At 71.7% G+C, this 16091-nt stretch carries 16 protein-coding genes; 8 read left to right on the top strand and 8 right to left on the bottom strand.

All coding sequences use genetic code 11. The features are described 5' to 3' along the window. The first annotated feature begins 152 nt into the window (after window positions 1-152). On the top strand, window positions 153-356 hold the full coding sequence (locus FDM97_RS23030) for a type II toxin-antitoxin system VapB family antitoxin (RefSeq protein ID WP_137992399.1): 204 nt from the start codon (window positions 153-155) through the stop codon (window positions 354-356). A gap of 43 nt (window positions 357-399) precedes the next feature. Here the strand turns inward: FDM97_RS23030 and FDM97_RS23025 are convergent, their stop codons facing one another. The 3 genes from FDM97_RS23025 to FDM97_RS23015 all read right to left on the bottom strand — a co-directional run bounded on the left by FDM97_RS23025 (window position 400) and on the right by FDM97_RS23015 (window position 3816). Then, window positions 400-891 carry an NUDIX domain-containing protein gene (locus FDM97_RS23025; protein ID WP_137992398.1) on the bottom strand — a complete coding sequence of 164 codons (492 nt, stop codon included), beginning with the start codon at window positions 889-891 and terminating at the stop codon, window positions 400-402. Then, a complete protein-coding gene (locus FDM97_RS23020) occupies window positions 888-1961 on the bottom strand; it encodes an ADP-ribosylglycohydrolase family protein (RefSeq protein ID WP_137992397.1) in 1074 nt (357 codons plus the stop codon). Before FDM97_RS23020 ends, FDM97_RS23025 begins: the two co-directional genes overlap by 4 nt. A gap of 172 nt (window positions 1962-2133) precedes the next feature. Then, complete coding sequence (locus FDM97_RS23015) at window positions 2134-3816, bottom strand: BCCT family transporter (protein WP_137992396.1); 1683 nt, start codon at window positions 3814-3816, stop codon at window positions 2134-2136. A gap of 111 nt (window positions 3817-3927) precedes the next feature. Here FDM97_RS23015 and FDM97_RS23010 point away from each other — a divergent pair, with 111 nt between their 5' ends. Further along, a complete protein-coding gene (locus FDM97_RS23010; RefSeq protein ID WP_137992395.1) occupies window positions 3928-5082 on the top strand; it encodes a glycerate kinase in 1155 nt (384 codons plus the stop codon). A gap of 351 nt (window positions 5083-5433) precedes the next feature. On the opposite strand, the gene FDM97_RS23000 is transcribed toward FDM97_RS23010, so the two are convergent. After that, the gene (locus tag FDM97_RS23000) at window positions 5434-6633 is read right to left on the bottom strand and encodes a PucR family transcriptional regulator (RefSeq protein ID WP_137992394.1); all 1200 of its coding nucleotides are present in this window, start codon (window positions 6631-6633) and stop codon (window positions 5434-5436) included. Window positions 6634-6828: 195 nt separating this feature from the next. On the opposite strand from FDM97_RS23000, the gene FDM97_RS22995 reads away from it, so the two are divergent. The 6 genes from FDM97_RS22995 to FDM97_RS22970 all read left to right on the top strand — a co-directional run bounded on the left by FDM97_RS22995 (window position 6829) and on the right by FDM97_RS22970 (window position 12590). Further along, complete coding sequence (locus tag FDM97_RS22995) at window positions 6829-7650, top strand: ABC transporter ATP-binding protein (RefSeq protein WP_137992393.1); 822 nt, start codon at window positions 6829-6831, stop codon at window positions 7648-7650. After that, window positions 7647-8426 (top strand): ABC transporter ATP-binding protein, encoded by a 780-nt coding sequence (locus FDM97_RS36895; protein WP_137992392.1) that lies wholly within the window; start codon window positions 7647-7649, stop codon window positions 8424-8426. The genes FDM97_RS22995 and FDM97_RS36895 overlap by 4 nt, the downstream gene beginning before the upstream one ends. Beyond that, window positions 8423-9313, top strand: a complete 891-nt coding sequence (locus FDM97_RS22985) for a branched-chain amino acid ABC transporter permease (protein ID WP_137992391.1) — start codon at window positions 8423-8425, stop codon at window positions 9311-9313. Before FDM97_RS36895 ends, FDM97_RS22985 begins: the two co-directional genes overlap by 4 nt. After that, window positions 9306-10403, top strand: coding sequence for a branched-chain amino acid ABC transporter permease (locus tag FDM97_RS22980; RefSeq protein WP_137992390.1), 1098 nt, complete (start codon window positions 9306-9308; stop codon window positions 10401-10403). Before FDM97_RS22985 ends, FDM97_RS22980 begins: the two co-directional genes overlap by 8 nt. Next, window positions 10400-11674, top strand: coding sequence for an ABC transporter substrate-binding protein (locus FDM97_RS22975; protein ID WP_137992389.1), 1275 nt, complete (start codon window positions 10400-10402; stop codon window positions 11672-11674). Before FDM97_RS22980 ends, FDM97_RS22975 begins: the two co-directional genes overlap by 4 nt. Before the next feature lie 118 nt (window positions 11675-11792). Further along, complete coding sequence (locus FDM97_RS22970; protein ID WP_349775390.1) at window positions 11793-12590, top strand: alpha/beta hydrolase; 798 nt, start codon at window positions 11793-11795, stop codon at window positions 12588-12590. Between the two features lie 61 nt (window positions 12591-12651). On the opposite strand, the gene pssA is transcribed toward FDM97_RS22970, so the two are convergent. The 4 genes from pssA to FDM97_RS22950 all read right to left on the bottom strand — a co-directional run bounded on the left by pssA (window position 12652) and on the right by FDM97_RS22950 (window position 16089). Further along, window positions 12652-13527, bottom strand: a complete 876-nt coding sequence (pssA, locus tag FDM97_RS22965; protein WP_137994975.1) for a CDP-diacylglycerol--serine O-phosphatidyltransferase — start codon at window positions 13525-13527, stop codon at window positions 12652-12654. Further along, window positions 13520-14176 (bottom strand): phosphatidylserine decarboxylase, encoded by a 657-nt coding sequence (locus FDM97_RS22960; RefSeq protein ID WP_137992388.1) that lies wholly within the window; start codon window positions 14174-14176, stop codon window positions 13520-13522. The genes pssA and FDM97_RS22960 overlap by 8 nt, the downstream gene beginning before the upstream one ends. Window positions 14177-14356: 180 nt before the next feature. Continuing rightward, on the bottom strand, window positions 14357-15562 hold the full coding sequence (locus tag FDM97_RS22955) for an acyl-CoA dehydrogenase family protein (RefSeq protein WP_137992387.1): 1206 nt from the start codon (window positions 15560-15562) through the stop codon (window positions 14357-14359). Window positions 15563-15564: 2 nt separating this feature from the next. Beyond that, entirely contained in the window at window positions 15565-16089 is a 525-nt protein-coding gene (locus FDM97_RS22950; RefSeq protein WP_137992386.1) for a MaoC family dehydratase, read from the bottom strand. Window positions 16090-16091: the final 2 nt, after the last annotated feature.

The following is a 16091-nucleotide window of genomic DNA, read 5'->3' as shown; positions in this document are numbered from 1 at the left end:
GTGCCGATCGGCTCGCGCACGACCTCGTCGGGAGCGTAGCGAATGGGGGTGCCCCCATTCGCTGCGCTCGAATCGCGACCGTGGTCATACCGGGAGCGTAGGCAGGTCCGCGCGCCTCCCGCGAGCGGATCACCGGGTGCTAGGTTCCCGGCATGGCCAAGGTGAACATCGCGCTCGACGCCGAACTCGTCGTGGAAGTCATGGTCCTCGGGGGCTTCGGCAACCCGCAGGACGCGGTCGAAGCCGTCGTCCGCGACTACGTCGCCCGCGGCCACCGCACCGAGTCCCGCGCCACCTCCCGCGACGAACCCCACCGCACGGGCGGCCTCCTCCCACCGGCGCCCGAACAGGGCTGACCCCTGCAGACCGGGTCCCGTACGGAGCCGCACCGGCACCGGTTCAGCGCGGCGACCGACCGTTCTCCAGTTCCACGGGACCCTCGCCGGACTCCAGGACGTCCAGGGCGGCGAGGACCCGCAGGCCCAGGGCGCCGAGGAGGTGAGCCGTGATCTCCTCGCGGGTGACCAGCTTCCAGGAGAGCAGCTCCTCCTCCTGGAGGCGGATCGCGGCGAACTGCTCCTGCGAGAGCACCCCGCCGTCGTACACGTACGCCACGATCGGGGGACGCGCCGGCCCGTGCACCCAGTCGACCGCGAGCAGCCGGCCCGGCTCCACGTCCAGGCCGATCTCCTCGGCCGTCTCCCGGCGGGCCGCCTGCCGCGGCGTCTCGCCCGTGTCGGACTCGATCGTGCCGCCGGGCAGCGCCCAGCCGTCGCGGTAGTCGGGCTCGACGATCAGGACGCGGCCGACCGCGTCCCGGAAGAGCGCGGCGGCGCCGGCCAGGACGCGGGGGAGGCTCGCGATGTACGTGGCGTAGTCGGTCGTCGTCATCCCGCCAGCGTAGCCAGTCGTCGCGTCCGCTCGGCCAGCTCGCTGATCCGTACCCCGTCGAAGCCGAACACCGCGCTGCGCACGTGGTCCTGCAGCGGCTCCGACCACTGCGGCGGGATCGCGGCCGCCCCGCACAGGACCCCGGCCACGGACCCCGCCGTCGCCCCGTTGGAGTCCGTGTCCAGGCCGCCGCGTACCGTCAGCGCGATCGTGCGGGTGAAGTCGCCCTCCCCGTACAGCAGTCCGGCGGTCAGGACGGCCGCGTTCGGGACGGTGTGGATCCAGCCGAGGCCCTTCGTCTCGCGCGCGAGCTCGCTCAGCGCGTCCGCCCACTCCACACCCGACTCGTACAGGGCGATCGTGTGGCGCACCGTCCGCGCGAGGCGGCTGCTCGCCGGGATCCGTTCGAGCGCCGTCTCCAGCGCGGTCCGCGCGTCCGGCGCCGTGAAGGCCGCGGCGATCAGCGCGGCCGCCCACATCGCCCCGTACACCCCGTTGCCCGTGTGGGACAGGACCGCGTCCCGGCGGGCCATCGAGGCTGCCCGGCGCGGGTCGCCGGGGGAGGTCCAGCCGTAGACGTCCGCCCGGATCAGGGCGCCGATCCACTCCTGGTGGGGATTGTCGTAGGTGGCGGTCAGCGGAGGCTTGAGGCCGTTGGTGAGATTGCGGTAGGCGGTCCGCTCGGCGGTGAAGGTCTGGAGGTAGGGCAGCCGGAGCAGCCAGTGCTCACCGACCTGCTCGGTGGTGAAGGCGAAGCCGCGGGTCTCCAGGAGGTGCAGGCCCAGGATCGAGTAGTCGATGTCGTCGTCCCGGCAGCTCCCGTGGATCCGCCCGCGCACGCACTGCGGCCACTCGGGCCGCAGCTCGAACCCCTCGGCCAGGGCGTCGGCGGGCGGCGGGGGCAGGTAGTCGGTGAGCGGGAGCGAGTCCGTCAGACGCAGGTACCGGTCGATGTGCTCGGGCGTCCAGTGGTCGCCCCGCTCGACGGGCTTGCCGAGCATGTTCCCGGCGATCCGTCCCGTCCAGCCGCCGAGGATGCGGTCGGCGAGTTCACTGTGCTTGAGCGCCATATGTCCGGTGTACCGAATGGGGGCGCCCGGCGCGCGGCGAGGGGGCCGACCGGCGCGGCGCGGGATGCCCTCGCGTGGCTCGGGCTCGGGCTCGGGCTCGGGCTCGGGCTCGGGCTCGGCTCGGCTCGGGCTCGTGGGTTGTGGGTTGTGGGCGCCCCGGCCCCGCGGCCCCTCAGGTGTCCGGACCCTGGTCCTCCTCCGTCTCGGTGCGGGACCTCGCCGCCCGGCGCAGGCGGTGGTGGCGGGACGCGCTCTGCTCCGTCATCGCGTCGCCGACCATCGCCCGCACCGCGTCCCGTACCCCGTGCAGCGCGTGGTGGCGGGCCGGGCCCGCGCCCGGGTCGTCGCGGAGTTCCTTCAGGAGCGCCCAGCACAGAGCCAGCATCACGAGCACGAACGGCAGTGCGACCAGGATCGTCGCCGTCTGCAGCGAGCTCAGGCCGCCCGCCACGAGCAGCACCGCGGCGACGGACGCCATGAGGATGCCCCAGGTGACCACCAGCCACGTCGGCGGGTGCAGCGAGCCCCGGCTCGTCAGCGAGCCCATGACCAGGGACGCCGAGTCCGCGCTGGTGACGAAGTACGTCATCACCAGGATCATCGCGATCACGGACGTCACCGCCCCGATCGGCAGCGCGTCCAGCATCGCGAACAGCGAGGCCTCCGCCCCCTCCTTCACCGCGGCCGCCAGATCCGCCTCGCCGGTCGACTCCAGCCGGATCGCCGTACCGCCCATCACGCAGAACCAGATGACGGTCGCACCGCTGGGCACGAGCAGGACGCCGATGAGGAACTCCCGGATCGTGCGGCCCCGCGAGATCCGGGCGATGAACGTACCGACGAACGGCGCCCAGGACAGCCACCACGCCCAGTAGAAGATCGTCCACGCCCCCAGCCACTCGGAGTCCGTGAAGGCGCCGGTGGTGCTGGCCAGCGGCAGCAGCTCGTGGAGATACCCGCCGATGGACGCCGGGATCGTGTCCAGGATGTAGACGGTCGGGCCGAGGAGGAAGACGAAGGCCGCCAGGCTCGCGGCGAGGACGATGTTGATCGTCGACAGCCACTTGACGCCCTTGTGCAGCCCGGAGAACGCCGACAGGACGAACGCCGCCGACAGCGACGCGATGATGATCAGCTGGGTCGTGGTGGAGTCCTCGACGTCCCACGTCAGGTTCATGCCCTTGGTGACCTGGAGGGCGCCGATGCCGAGGCTGGTCGCCGTGCCGAAGACCGTCGCGAAGACGGCCAGCAGGTCGATGGCCCTGCCCTGCCATCCCGCCGCCCGCCGCGCGCCGATCAGCGGGACGAACGCCGAGCTCAGCCGGCCGCCGCGGGCCTTGCGGAAGCCCGCGTAGGCGAGGGAGAGGCCCGCGATGCCGTAGATGGCCCAGGGGGTGAGGGTCCAGTGGAAGAAGCTGTACTCCATGGCGCTGCGGGCGGCCTCGCCCGTGGCCGCCTCGGCGCCGCTCGCCGGGGGAGGCGTCAGGTAGTGCTGGAGGGGCTCCCCGACCCCGTAGAACATCAGACCGATCCCCATGCCCGCGCTGAACATCATGGCGATCCAGGAGAGATTGGTGAACTCGGGCTCCGAGTCGTCGGGGCCGAGCCGGATCCTGCCGAAACGGCTCACCGCGATCACCAGGCACAGGACGAGGAACGTGTCGGCGGCGATCACGAAGAGCCAGGCGAAGTTGTTCAGGACCCAGCTCAGGGCGGAGGAGGAGGCGCTGTCGAAGGAGTCCTCGCCCAGCGCCGCCCAGGCCACGACCGCGACGACGGCCGCCACTCCGATGCCCACGACCTTCAGGTCGGGAGAGGGGGGTTGATCGGTCTGATCGATCGGTTCCGTGCTCATATGGCCCCACTATGGTGCGGTATATCGCGATATCGGGGGGTGGCACGCCGTCTGGGGGTGCGGATAGGGTCGGCTCGGCGCGACTGCCTGTTCGAAAGCAAGGGATGCAAGGTGACGGACGGAGCAGTAACTGAGGTCGCACGCGTGCTCGTCGCGGCCGACAAGTTCAAGGGTTCGCTCACGGCCGTACAGGTCGCGGAGCGGGTCACAGCTGGACTGCGACGGGTCGTCCCGGAGCTCGAGGTGGAGACGCTGCCCGTCGCGGACGGCGGCGACGGTACGGTCGCGGCCGCGGTGGCGGCCGGTTTCGAGCGTCGTGAGGTACGGGTGACCGGGCCGCTCGGCGAGCCGGTGACGGCGGCGTTCGCGCTGCGCGGCACGACGGCGGTCGTGGAGATGGCGGAGGCCTCGGGTCTCCAGCTGCTTCCCCCGGGGGTCTTCGCAGCGCTCACGGCGACGACGTACGGCTCGGGCGAGCTGCTGCGGGCCGCGCTGGACGCGGGCGCGACGACGATCGTCTTCGGCGTCGGCGGCAGCGCGACGACGGACGGCGGGGCGGGCATGCTCGACGCGCTGGGCGCGGTGTTCCTGGACGCGGCCGGTGAGCCGGTGGGTCCGGGCGGCGCGGCGCTGGCGGAGCTGGCCTCGGCGGACCTGTCGGGCCTCGACCCGCGGTTCGCCTCGGTGGACCTGATCCTCGCGAGTGACGTCGACAACCCGCTGACCGGCCCGAAGGGCGCGCCTGCCGTCTACGGGCCGCAGAAGGGCGCCTCCGCGGCGGACGTCGAGACCCTGGACGAGGCGCTCGCGCACTTCGTCACGGTCCTGGAGAAGGCGATCGGCCCCAAGGCGTCCGAGTGCGCGGTGGCGCCGGGCGCGGGCGGGGCGGGCGGGATCGGCTACGGCGCGCTCGTCGGCCTGGACGCGAGCTTCCGCCCCGGCATCGAGCTGATGCTCGACGTCCTGGGCTTCGCCCCGGCGCTGGAGCGGGCGACGCTCGTCATCACCGGTGAGGGCTCCCTCGACGAGCAGACCCTCCACGGCAAGGCCCCGGCGGGCGTCGCGGCGGCGGCCCGCGCGGCCGGCAAGGAGGTCGTGGCGGTCTGCGGCCGCCTGGCCCTCGCCCCCGAGGCCCTGGGCAGGGCGGGCATCCGCCGCGCCTACCCGCTCACGGACCTGGAACCGGACACGGCGAAGTGCATCGCGAACGCGGGCCCGCTGCTGGAACAGGTGGCGGCGAACATCGCGAGGGACTTCCTGGCGTAGCGCCCCGGCGGACACCTGATCCACAGGCGCCTCGGGGTGCCGGCCCCCGGCCTCCTCGGCCCCCGGGGGTGCCGGCCCCGGGCCCCCGGGCCCCGGGCCCCCCGGGCCCCCGGAGTTGCTGGCCCCGGGCCGCCGGTCCCCCGGGCCCCCCGGGCCCCCGGTCCCCCCGGGCACCGCGGGCCCCGCGGGCGACCGTGGGCACCGGCGGCGCGAAGCTGCCGCCCCCGTGGGCGCCGGGCCCATGGAGCGGAGGCGCTCGCAAGGGCACCGTCCGTTGTGCCCACCCGTTCCGCCCTGCGGAACGATTGCCCACAACGGGAGGGGCGGGGTGGGGGAGATTCCCCCGCCCGCTCACCCCGTCGGGGTCAGGCGGAACGCGTCCAGGGCCAGGGTCATCTCCGTCAGGTCCCGTGGGCGGGAGAGCGATCGGGACGTCAGTTGTTCCAGGCGGCGCAGGCGGTTGAAGACCGTGTTGCGGTGGCAGTACAGGCGCCCCGCCGCCCGCCCCGCCGAGCCCTCGCAGTCGAGCCAGACGTCCAGGGTCTCCAGCAGCACCGCCCGGTCCGCCGGGTCCAGTTCCAGGAGGCCCCCGAGGACGTCCGTGATCAGCAGGCCGGCCAGTTCCGGCTGGCCGACCACCAGCGCGCCCGCCATCCGGCGGTCCAGGCGGACGATCTGCTGGGAGTCCGGCGGACAGGTGCGCAGGGCCAGCTCCGCGAGCCGGCGGGCTCGGCCCAGCTCCGACAGACCCGTGACCACCGGACTGATCCCGCCAGGACCCGGGCAGCGGCCCTCCAGGAGCTCCGACAGCGCGTCCAGGCCCGTGCCCTCCGTCAGCGCCGCCACACCGACCTCGCAGTCCGCCCCCATCCGCCACAGGAACCGCACCCCGGCCCCCCGCACCCGCCGGTGGAACGGCTCCGGGACCTCCCGGCGGTCGTGCCGCAGCACCACCACCGCGTACCGTCCGTGCTCCGGCAGGTCCAGGCCCGCCGCCGCCCGTGAGGTCACCTCCGGCGAGCGCTGCCCCTGCAGCAGCGCGTCGAGGAGCGCGTGGAGCTGCTCGTCCGTGCGGCGCCGCAGCTCCAGCTCCGTCGCCCGGTACGCCTCCGACGCCGTGTCCGCCTGCGCGTCCACCGCCTGCCACACGATCGTCGCCGACTGCATCAGCGACGACAGCTGCGCCGGATCAGCCGCCGCGCCCTCGATCAGCGCGTCCCACACCAGATGCCCCGCGTTCCGGTACGAGTGCACCACCAGCTCCAGCGGCATGCCCTGCTCCGCCCGCAGCCGGCCCATCTCGTCCGCGTGCTCCAGGTCCCGCCGCGGCGAGTCCCGGGGCGCCGAGATCATCTCGATCCCGATCCGCATCGCGGCATGGGCCTCCTGCCAGTGCTGGTCGTACGGCACGATCCGGCCATAGGCGGGCTCGTACGCGTGGAGCTCCCTCATATGCTCGTCCACCAGCTCCGGCAGCCGCTCGAGCAACGCCGTGCACGCCCGCGCCAGCAGCTTCCAGTCATCGCCGGTCCGTCGTCTGCGCCGTCCCATGACCGGAGGATGCCATCCTTCCCGCCTCCCCACAGGCCCCCGACGAGCAGTGTTGTGCGCGTGCACAACCCGCCGCCGCGCCCGCTGGTCACCGGCAGCGTTTCGGCCGCCGGACGTGGACGCGCGGCCCGAGCGGTGCTGGGGTGAGCGCCACCGAACGGGCCCGGAGTCCGTACGCGTCACGGAAGGGGAGACATGGGAGGCACCGCACTCGCCTTGGAGGTGGCGGACCTGTCGGCGGGATACGGACCCGTACGCGCACTACGGCAGGTGTCGCTCGCCGTACCGGAGGGCAGCGTCGTCACCGTCCTCGGCGGCAACGGCGCCGGCAAGTCCACACTGCTGCGGGCCATCTCGCGCACGCTGTCGTTCCACGGCGGAGCCGTCACCTCCGGCACCGTGAGCTTCGGCGGCCGGCCGATCGACGGGCTCGCACCCGACCGGGTCGTGGCCGCCGGGGTCTCCCAGGTCCCGGAGGGCCGCCAGGTCTTCGCCCGGATGACGGTCGAGGACAATCTGCGCGCCGGAGCGCTGGGCGCGAGCGGCGACCGCGCCGCGAAGGCGGCCGCGCTCCAGCGGGTCCACGAGCTCTTCCCGGTCCTCGCCGACCGCTCCCACCAGCGCGCCGGGCTGCTCTCCGGCGGCGAACAGCAGATGCTCGCCGTCGGCCGCGCCCTGATGGCCTCGCCGAAGCTGCTGCTCCTCGACGAGCCCTCGCTCGGCCTCGCGCCGCTGATGGCGGCCCGGATCGCCGACACGATCCGCGAGATCAACGCCCAGGGCACGGCCGTGCTCCTCGTCGAGCAGAACGCGGCGCTCGCGCTCCGGCTCGCCTCACGGGCGTACGTCCTGGAGGTCGGCGAGGTCACCCTCTCCGGCCCGGCCGCCGAACTCGCCGCATCCGACGAGGTACGCCGCCGCTACCTGGGTGTCGTGGACGAGGAGGCGGCCGCCGACGCGGCGGGCGCCGCCGCCGTGCACCCGGTCCTGTCCCGCTGGCAGGAGGCCGTCCGATGACCTCCGTACCCGCCCTCGAAGTCCGGGACGTCACCGTCAGGTTCGCCGGGCTCACCGCCCTCGACTCCGTCGGCTTCACCGTCCGCCCCGGCACCGTGCACGCCGTCATCGGCCCCAACGGCGCCGGCAAGTCCACCTGCTTCAACGTGCTCTCCGGGGTCTACAAGGCGACCTCGGGCTCGGTCCGCTTCGGCGAGCACGAGCTCACCGCCCTGCCCCCGCACAAGATCGCCGACCTCGGCGTCGCCCGTATCTTCCAGAACCTCGCGCTGCCGCCCCGCGCCACCGTCGAGGACAGCCTGATGCTCGGCCGCCACCGGCTCACCCGGACCGGCTTCGTCGCCGCCGGGCTCCGGCTGCCCTCCGCCGTCCGCGAGGAGGCGCGCCACCGGGCCCGGGTCCGCGAGATCGCCGCCTTCGTCGGTCTGGAGAAGCAGTTGGGGCAGCCCGCGGGATCACTCCCGTACGGGCAGCAGAAGCTCGCCGAACTGGCCCGCGCCCTCTGCATGGAGCCCCGGCTGCTGCTCCTCGACGAGCCCGTGGCCGGCATGACGGCCGACGAGCGCCGCCGTACCGCCTCCGTCATCGCCGGCGTCCGCGACAGCCTCGGGATCTCCATCGTCCTCGTCGAGCACGACATGGGCGTGGTGATGCGGCTCGCCGATGCCGTCACCGTCCTCGACTTCGGCCGTCGCATCGCCGACGGCGCCCCCGCAGACGTACAGAACGACCCGGCGGTCGTCCGCGCCTATCTCGGAGAGGAGACCGCCGAGTGACCACCTTCGCCGAACTCCTGCTCAACGGCGTCTCGTTGGGCTCCATCTACGCCCTCATCGCCCTCGGCTTCGTGGTGATCTTCCGCGCCACCGAGGTCGTCAACTTCGCCCACGCCTCGCTGCTTCTCGCCGGTGGGTACATCACCGCCGTCCTCCACGAGGACCTCGGCTTCTGGCCGGCGCTGCTCGTCGGCATCGGCGGCGCGGCGCTGGTCGGCGCGGCCGTCGAGTTCCTCGTCATGCGCCGCTACCGGGGCTCCGACCACAGCGTCCTCGCCATCGTCACCATCGGCGTCGACATCCTGCTCGCCACCGAACTGACCCGCCGCATCGGTACGGACATCCTGTCGCTCGGCGACCCGTGGGGCGACGCCGTCGTCACCCTGGGCCCGGTCACGTTTCCGCAGACCCGGATCGCCGCCTTCCTCGCCGCGGCCCTGCTCATCACCGCGTTCCTGCTCGCCTTCCGGTACACCTCCTGGGGCGTCGCGATGCGCGCCGCCGCCGAGAACCGGGAGACCGCGGCCCTGATGGGGATCCGGCTCGGCCGGGTCTCGCTCGGCGCCTGGGCGGTCGCCGGCGGCCTCGCCGCCGTCGCCGCGCTCTTCCTCACCGTCTTCCCGACCCCCGGCCTGGAACGCACCACCTCGCTCGCCGCGTTGAAGGCCTTCCCGGCCGCGATCCTCGGCGGCCTCGACTCCACCACCGGCGCCCTCGTCGGAGGACTCCTGGTCGGCATCACCGAGTCCCTCGCCACCGGCTACCAGGGCGACCTGACCTTCCTCGGCCGGGGCATCGGCGACCTCGCCCCGTACCTCGTGATGGTCGCCGTGCTGCTGATCCGCCCGGCGGGACTCTTCGGCACGAAGGAGCTCGCCCGTGTCTGAAGTCCTCGCACGGCCGCGTGTCCTCGGCCGCCCGCGCGCCTGGGTCCTGGCCGCCGCCGGCCTCGTCCTCGCCGCCTTCCCCTTCTACCTGGACCGCTTCTGGCTCCAGGCCGGACTCTTCGCCATGGCCGCCGCGATCGGGGCCATCGGCATCAACCTGCTGACCGGCGCCACCGGCCAGCTCTCGATGGGCCACGCCTTCTTCCTCGCCGTCGGCGCGTACGGCTACTGCGCCTTCGCCGGGGACGGGAAGGACGGGCTCACCGGACTCGGACTGCCGGGCTGGCTCGCCGCCGTCCTCGCCGTCGCCCTCGCGGGTCTCGCCGGCGGGGTGTTCAGCCCCATCGCGGGCCGGCTGCGCGGCGCGTACCTCGGTATCGCCACCCTCGCGCTGATCTTCATCGGCCAGCACGTCCTGTTCAACGCCCACGACCTCACCGGCGGCTTCAACGGCCGCGCGGTGCCTCCGCTCAGCCTCTTCGGCCTCACCTTCGACGACAGCGAACTCCTCGTCGCCCAGGTGCCGTTCGGCTCCGCGGAGAAGCTCTGGTACCTCGGTCTCGTGCTTCTCCTCGCGGGCGCGCTCTTCGCCCGCGGAGTGCTCCGCGGCCGCCCCGGCCGCGCGATGAACGCCATCCGGGACCACCGGATCGCGGCGGGCGTCATGGGCATCCCCGTGGCCCGCTACCGGGCCGCCGTCTTCGTCCTGTCGTCCATGTACGCGGGCCTCGCCGGCGTCCTGCTCGCGCTGGTCTTCCAGCGGACCGTGCCGGAGTACTTCGGCATGATCCTCTCCCTCGAATTCCTGGCCATGATCGTCATCGGCGGTCTCGGTTCGGTCGCCGGTGCGGTGGTCGGAGGCGTCTTCGTCTCCCTCCTGCCGCAGCTCCTCAACCGGTACAGCGACGCGCTTCCCCTGGTCTCCGCCCCCGGGACGGGCGGGATCGCACCGGGGGAGGCCGCGCGCTATCTCTACGGCGCCGCCGTCGTCGCGGTGGTGCTCTTCCTGCCCGGCGGCCTGGTCCGGCTCGCCGCCCGCAAACCCAAGCGAACCGCCCAACCCTCGCACTCCTCTGGGGAGGAACGATGATCCACCGACGACAGGCGTCCAGAGGCCTGGCCGCCGCGCTCGCCACCCTCGTCGCCCTGACCGCCGCCGGCTGCAGCTCCAAGGCCAAGAGCGGAGACGACCGGGGCACCGGCGCCGACGGCGTCAGGACCGGCAAGGGCGTCACCGACAAGACCATCGCGATCGGCGCGCTCACGGACATGACCGGGGTGTACGCCACGCTCGGCAAGAGCGTCACGCAGGCGCAGCAGCTGTACGTGAAGCAGGTCAACGCGGCCGGCGGGATCTGCGGCCGGCAGCTGGAGCTGACGGTCCGCGACCACGGCTACGACCCGCAGAAGGCGCTGTCCGCGTACACCGAGCTGGAGCCGAAGGTCGTCGGCTACTCCCAGTTCATCGGCTCCCCGTTCGTCGCCGCGGTCAAGCAGCGCGTCGACGGGCAGGACAAGGGGCTCGTGCTGCCGCAGGCCTGGTCGGCCTCGCTGCTCGGCTCGCCGTACATCCGAGTCCTCGGCTCCACGTACGACGTCGAGACGATCAACGCGGTCGACTTCCTGGTCAAGGAGAAGGGCCTGAAGGCGGGCGACAAGATCGGCCACGTCTACTTCGAGGGCGACTACGGCGAGAACGCCCTGACCGGCTCGAAGTACGCGGCCGGGAAGGCCGGCCTCACGGTCGTCGAGCAGAAGATCAAGCCCACCGACAACGACATGTCGGCGCAGGTCGCGGCGTTGAAGCAGGCGGGCGTCAAGGGCATCGTGATCAGTGCGGGACCGCGCCAGGCGGCCTCGCTGGTCGGCGTCGCGGCGGCGACCAAGCTCCTGGTGCCGATCATCGGCAACAACTCGGCGTTCGCGCCGCAGCTGCTCGGCACCCAGGCGGGTCCCGCCCTGGAGAAGATGTACTGGTTCGCCTCCCCGAGCCTGCCCATCGGCGCGGAGACCCCGGCCGCCAAGAAGCTCGTCGCCGACTACAAGGCCGCCTACCCGAGCGACAGCCTCGACAACGGCATCGTCGCCGGCTGGACCGCGGCGAGCGTCTTCGGTGAGGCCCTGAAGAAGGCCTGTGCGTCCAAGGACCTCACCCGTGAGGGCATCGACAAGGCACTGCTGACGCTGAACAGCTACGACGCGGGCTTCGGCATGACGCACGACTTCAGCGACCCGAAGGCGCCGTCGTCCCGCGAGTCGGTCATCCTCCAGCCGGACAAGACGGTCCCGGGCGGCATGCGCACGGTCCGTGAGCCCTTCGTCTCCGACGCGGCCAAGACCTTCACCCCGAAGGCGGGCTGAGCCGGGGAGCGGATCGCGACGACCCCGCACCGCGCCGAAGCCCTCGGCGCGGTGCGGGGCGTCCGCGCGCCCAGGTCACGGTCCGACCCGCGCCCCCGGCGACACCGTCCCGCCGGCCGTGGGCGAGCGACTGAACCATGGCCAGATCATGACGGCCTGTGGCAGGCGGGTGCCGGCTGCCGTCACACTGGTCTCGCCGATCGTGATGAGCGGCACGAGACTGCTGGAGGAACACATGGCGACGTCCGGCGCGGATCTGGCTCACCCGGGAGGAGACGGCACCGCGGAGGACGTCGGCCCCCGGGGCGTCCTCGTTCTGCGCACCTCACCCGCCGTGCCGGCCGCCGCGGTGCTGCTGCTGCACGGCGGCCACGAGCACGGCATGGAGGCACCGCCCGCCCTGAACCTCCCCGCGCTGCGCATGCGCCCCTTCGCGGCGGAGATCGCCCGTGTCACCCGAGGGCGTGACGTGCTCGTCGCCGAGGCGCGGTACGCGCGCCGCGGGTGGAACGGACCGCGCTGCGACGCCGCCCACGACGCCCAGGCGGCCCTCGGCCGGCTGCGGGACCTCGCGGGGAACGTCCCCGTCGTTCTCGTCGGGCACTCGATGGGGGGCCGGGCGGCGCTGCGTGCGGCGGGAGACCCGCTGGTGCGCGGCGTGGTCGGTCTCGCGCCCTGGTGCCCGGCCGGGGAGCCCGTGGAGCATCTCAGGGGCCGCGGGGTCTTCCTGCTCCACCACGAGGCGGACCGGGTCACCCCCGCCGCGGAGTCCTGGGCCTTCGTGCGCCGCGCCCGGGAGGCGGGCGCGGACGCCGTCGGCATCCCGATGGCGGCCGGCGGCCACGCCATGCTCCGCGGCGCGGGCGCCTGGCACCGGCGCACCGCCGCTCTCACGGAGTCCCTGCTGGGACTCTGAGGACATACGGAAGGGCCCGGAAGCGATCTCGCTTCCGGGCCCTTCCGTATGTCCGTACCGCCTACGGCAGCTGGGCCACCTCGGCCTGTCGCGCCTCGCGGCTCTCGCGGCGGTTGCCGCGGAAGGTGTTCACCCGACGGGCCGTCGCGAAGAGGGGGATCACGGCGCCCATCACCACCTGCAGCGCACAGCCGGCCTGCAGCAGGAACGCGCCACCCGGCGCGTCGAACGCCCACGCCGCCAGCATGCCCATGGCTCCGACGATCCAGGCGAGCATCGCCACCGCGAGGACACCCCGCGGCTTGGGGTACTCGACCCGGCTCACCATCAGCCAGGCGACGCCGATGATCGCGAGCAGCGTCGGGATGAACGGCAGCTCGAGGAGCACGATCGAGACCACCGTCAGCGCGCCGAAGGGGCTCGGCATGCCCTGGAACATGCCGTCCTTCATGGTCACGCAGGAGAATCTCGCCAGCCGCAGCACCACCGCGAGCAGCACCACGATCGCGGCCACCGCCGAGACCTTCTGCTGCGCGTCGTCCGCGACCATCCCGTACACGAGTACGAAGTAGGCCGGGGCCAGACCGAAGCTGATCAGGTCCGAGAGGTTGTCCAGCTCCGCGCCCATCGGCGAGCTGCGCAGCTTGCGCGCCACGAGCCCGTCGAACAGGTCGAAGATCGCCGCGCACAGCATCAGTATCACGGCGGTGGCGGCGCTGTTGCGGGCCATGCCGGTCTCGTTGCTGCCGGTGAGGTGCGGGATGAGGATGCCCGTGGTGGTGAAGTACACCGCCATGAATCCACACGTGGCGTTACCGAGCGTGAGGGCGTCCGCTATGGACAGCCTCAGCGACAGCGGCATCTCCTCGGTCTCCTCGACGGAGTCCGCGTCCGCGTCGGCGACCCAGTCGGCGGCCCGGGTGTCGGGATCAATCACGGTCAATGCGAGTCACCCCCGCGGTCGTGGTCTGCCCGACCTCGACGGCGACGTCCACACCTTCCGGAAGGTAGATGTCGACGCGCGACCCGAAGCGGATCAGACCGATGCGCTCGCCCTGCTCGACCTTCGTCCCCTGCGGGATGTACGGCACGATGCGACGGGCCACGGCCCCCGCGATCTGCACCATCTCGATGTCACCGAGCTCGGTGTCGAAGTGCCAGACAACGCGCTCGTTGTTCTCGCTCTCCTTGTTGAACGCCGGGACGAACCCGCCGGGGATGTGCTCCACGGACGTCACCGTGCCGGCCAGCGGCGCGCGGTTGACGTGGACGTTCAGCGGGCTCATGAAGATGGCGACCCGGGTCCGGCCGTCCTTCCACGGCATGATGCTCTGCACCACACCGTCGGCGGGGGAGATGACCCGGCCCTGAGCGATCTCACGCTCGGGGTCGCGGAAGAACCACAGCATGCCCGCCGCCAGCGCGGTGGTGGGCACGGCGATGGCCGCGGCGCGCTTCGACCTGCGCGCACGCGCGAGGCTGAGCGCCGCGGTGGCGACGGTCGGCAGAAGCCACGGCGATGCTCCGCGTGCGATGCGTACGCCGGCAAGGCTGTCGCGAGGTGCAGAGGTTTGGCTGTGGGGCATGGATGACCTTCGTAGCGGATGATGCCGCACTGGCAACAGGGGACGGCGGCTTTCGGGCGATGCTATCGGTTGCGGGCCGCAACTGGGCAAGCCAGAAGCCGAGTCGGTCGGCCGGAAACCCCCGGCAAACGCTTCCAGGGTGTGATCTTCTTCGCGGCCGAACCGACCCAAATGCGACAATCAACCCTGGAATCGGTACTCCTCGAGCAACCGACGCCCAATGATCATTTTCTGGATCTCGGCGGTACCTTCACCGATGAGCAGCATCGGAGCCTCACGGTAGAGGCGCTCGATCTCGTACTCCTTCGAGAACCCGTATCCGCCATGGATACGGAAGGCGTCCTCGACGACTTCCTTGCAGTATTCGGAGGCGAGGTACTTCGCCATCCCTGCTTCGAGGTCGTTTCGTTCCCCGGAGTCCTTTTTGCGTGCTGCGTTCACCATCATGGCATGAGCGGCCTCGACCTTGGTAGCCATCTCGGCCAGCTTGAACTGAATCGCCTGGTGCTGGGCGATCGGCTTGCCGAAAGTGTGACGTTGCTGGGCATACGAGACACCCAGTTCGAAGGCACGATGCGCGACACCGCAGCCACGGGCCGCGACATTCACGCGGCCGACTTCCACGCCGTCCATCATTTGGTAAAACCCTCGGCCGGTGACCCCGCCGAGGACCCGATTGGCCGGAATGCGCAGTCCGTCCATGATGAGTTCGGTCGTGTCGACGCCCTTGTAACCCATCTTGTCGATCTTCCCGGGGATGGTGAGGCCGGGGCGGACCTCTCCGAAGCCGGGCTCCTTCTCGACGAGGAAGGTCGTCATCGACTTGTGGGGCGCCGTACCCTCAGGGTGTCCTTCGTCACTTCGGACGAGAACGGCGACCAGCGTTGACGTGCCGCCGTTCGTCAGCCACATCTTCTGGCCGTTGAGGACGTACTCGTCGCCGTCCTTGACGGCCTTGGACGTGATGGCCGACACATCCGAGCCGAGACCCGGCTCCGACATCGAGAACGCGCCACGCGTCTCGCCGGCCGCCATCCGCGGAAGGAAGTAGTCCTTCTGCTCCTGGGTGCCGTGCTGCTTCAGCATGTACGCCACGATGAAGTGCGTGTTGATGATGCCGGAGACCGACATCCAGCCGCGGGCGATCTCCTCCACGCACAGCGCGTAGGTGAGCAGCGACTCACCGAGACCGCCGTACTCCTCGGGGATCATCAGACCGAAGAGGCCGAGCTCCTTGAGCCCGTCGACGATCTGCTGCGGGTACTCGTCGCGGTGCTCCAGCTCGGTCGCGACCGGGATGATCTCCTTGTCGACGAACTCCCGGACGGTCTTGAGGATCTCCTGCTGGACGTCCGTGAGCCCGGCGGTCTGGGCGAGTCGGGCCATTGCTACTTCTCCGTCTTCTTGGAGGGCTCGATGAGCTCGGGGCGGCCGGGCTGCTCGCCGCCGCGCTCCTTGATGTACGTCTCGGTGGGGACCATCACCTTGCGGCGGAAGACGCACACCAGGGTGCCGTCCTGCTTGTAGCCCTTGGTCTCGACGTAGACGATGCCGCGGTCGTTCTTCGACTTCGAGGGGGTCTTGTCGAGGACCGTGGTCTCGCCGTAGATGGTGTCGCCGTGGAAGGTCGGCGCGACGTGGCGCAGCGACTCGATCTCCAGGTTGGCGATCGCCTTGCCCGAGACGTCCGGCACGGACATGCCGAGCAGCAGCGAGTAGATGTAGTTGCCGACGACGACGTTCTTCTTGAAGTCCGTCGTGTTCTCGGCGTAGTTCACATCCATGTGCAGCGGATGGTGGTTCATCGTCAGCAGGCAGAAGAGGTGGTCGTCGTACTCGGTGACCGTCTTTCCGGGCCAGTGCTTGTAGACGGCGCCGACTTCGAACTCTTCGTAGGTGCGGCCGAACTGCATGG

It is taken from the genome of Streptomyces vilmorinianum, from assembly GCF_005517195.1.
In the GTDB taxonomy this organism is placed as follows: Bacteria; Actinomycetota; Actinomycetes; order Streptomycetales; family Streptomycetaceae; genus Streptomyces; species Streptomyces vilmorinianum.
The sequence above is the reverse complement of the archived record's forward strand: the minus strand, read 5'-3'. Positions and strand labels throughout refer to the sequence as shown.

Bases quoted from the DNA above. Each gene is read 5' to 3' on its own strand.
- FDM97_RS23030 (WP_137992399.1), top strand. From the start codon at position 153: ATGGCCAAGGTGAACATCGCGCTCGACGCCGAACTCGTCGTGGAAGTC.
- FDM97_RS22995 (WP_137992393.1), top strand. From the start codon at position 6,829: ATGGGAGGCACCGCACTCGCCTTGGAGGTGGCGGACCTGTCGGCGGGA.
- FDM97_RS36895 (WP_137992392.1), top strand. From the start codon at position 7,647: ATGACCTCCGTACCCGCCCTCGAAGTCCGGGACGTCACCGTCAGGTTC.
- FDM97_RS23015 (WP_137992396.1), bottom strand. From the start codon at position 3,816: ATGAGCACGGAACCGATCGATCAGACCGATCAACCCCCCTCTCCCGAC.
- FDM97_RS23000 (WP_137992394.1), bottom strand. From the start codon at position 6,633: ATGGGACGGCGCAGACGACGGACCGGCGATGACTGGAAGCTGCTGGCG.
- FDM97_RS23025 (WP_137992398.1), bottom strand. From the start codon at position 891: ATGACGACGACCGACTACGCCACGTACATCGCGAGCCTCCCCCGCGTC.
- FDM97_RS22955 (WP_137992387.1), bottom strand. From the start codon at position 15,562: ATGGCCCGACTCGCCCAGACCGCCGGGCTCACGGACGTCCAGCAGGAG.
- FDM97_RS22960 (WP_137992388.1), bottom strand. From the start codon at position 14,176: ATGCCCCACAGCCAAACCTCTGCACCTCGCGACAGCCTTGCCGGCGTA.
- FDM97_RS22950 (WP_137992386.1), bottom strand. From the start codon at position 16,089: ATGCAGTTCGGCCGCACCTACGAAGAGTTCGAAGTCGGCGCCGTCTAC.
- FDM97_RS23020 (WP_137992397.1), bottom strand. From the start codon at position 1,961: ATGGCGCTCAAGCACAGTGAACTCGCCGACCGCATCCTCGGCGGCTGG.
- FDM97_RS22975 (WP_137992389.1), top strand. From the start codon at position 10,400: ATGATCCACCGACGACAGGCGTCCAGAGGCCTGGCCGCCGCGCTCGCC.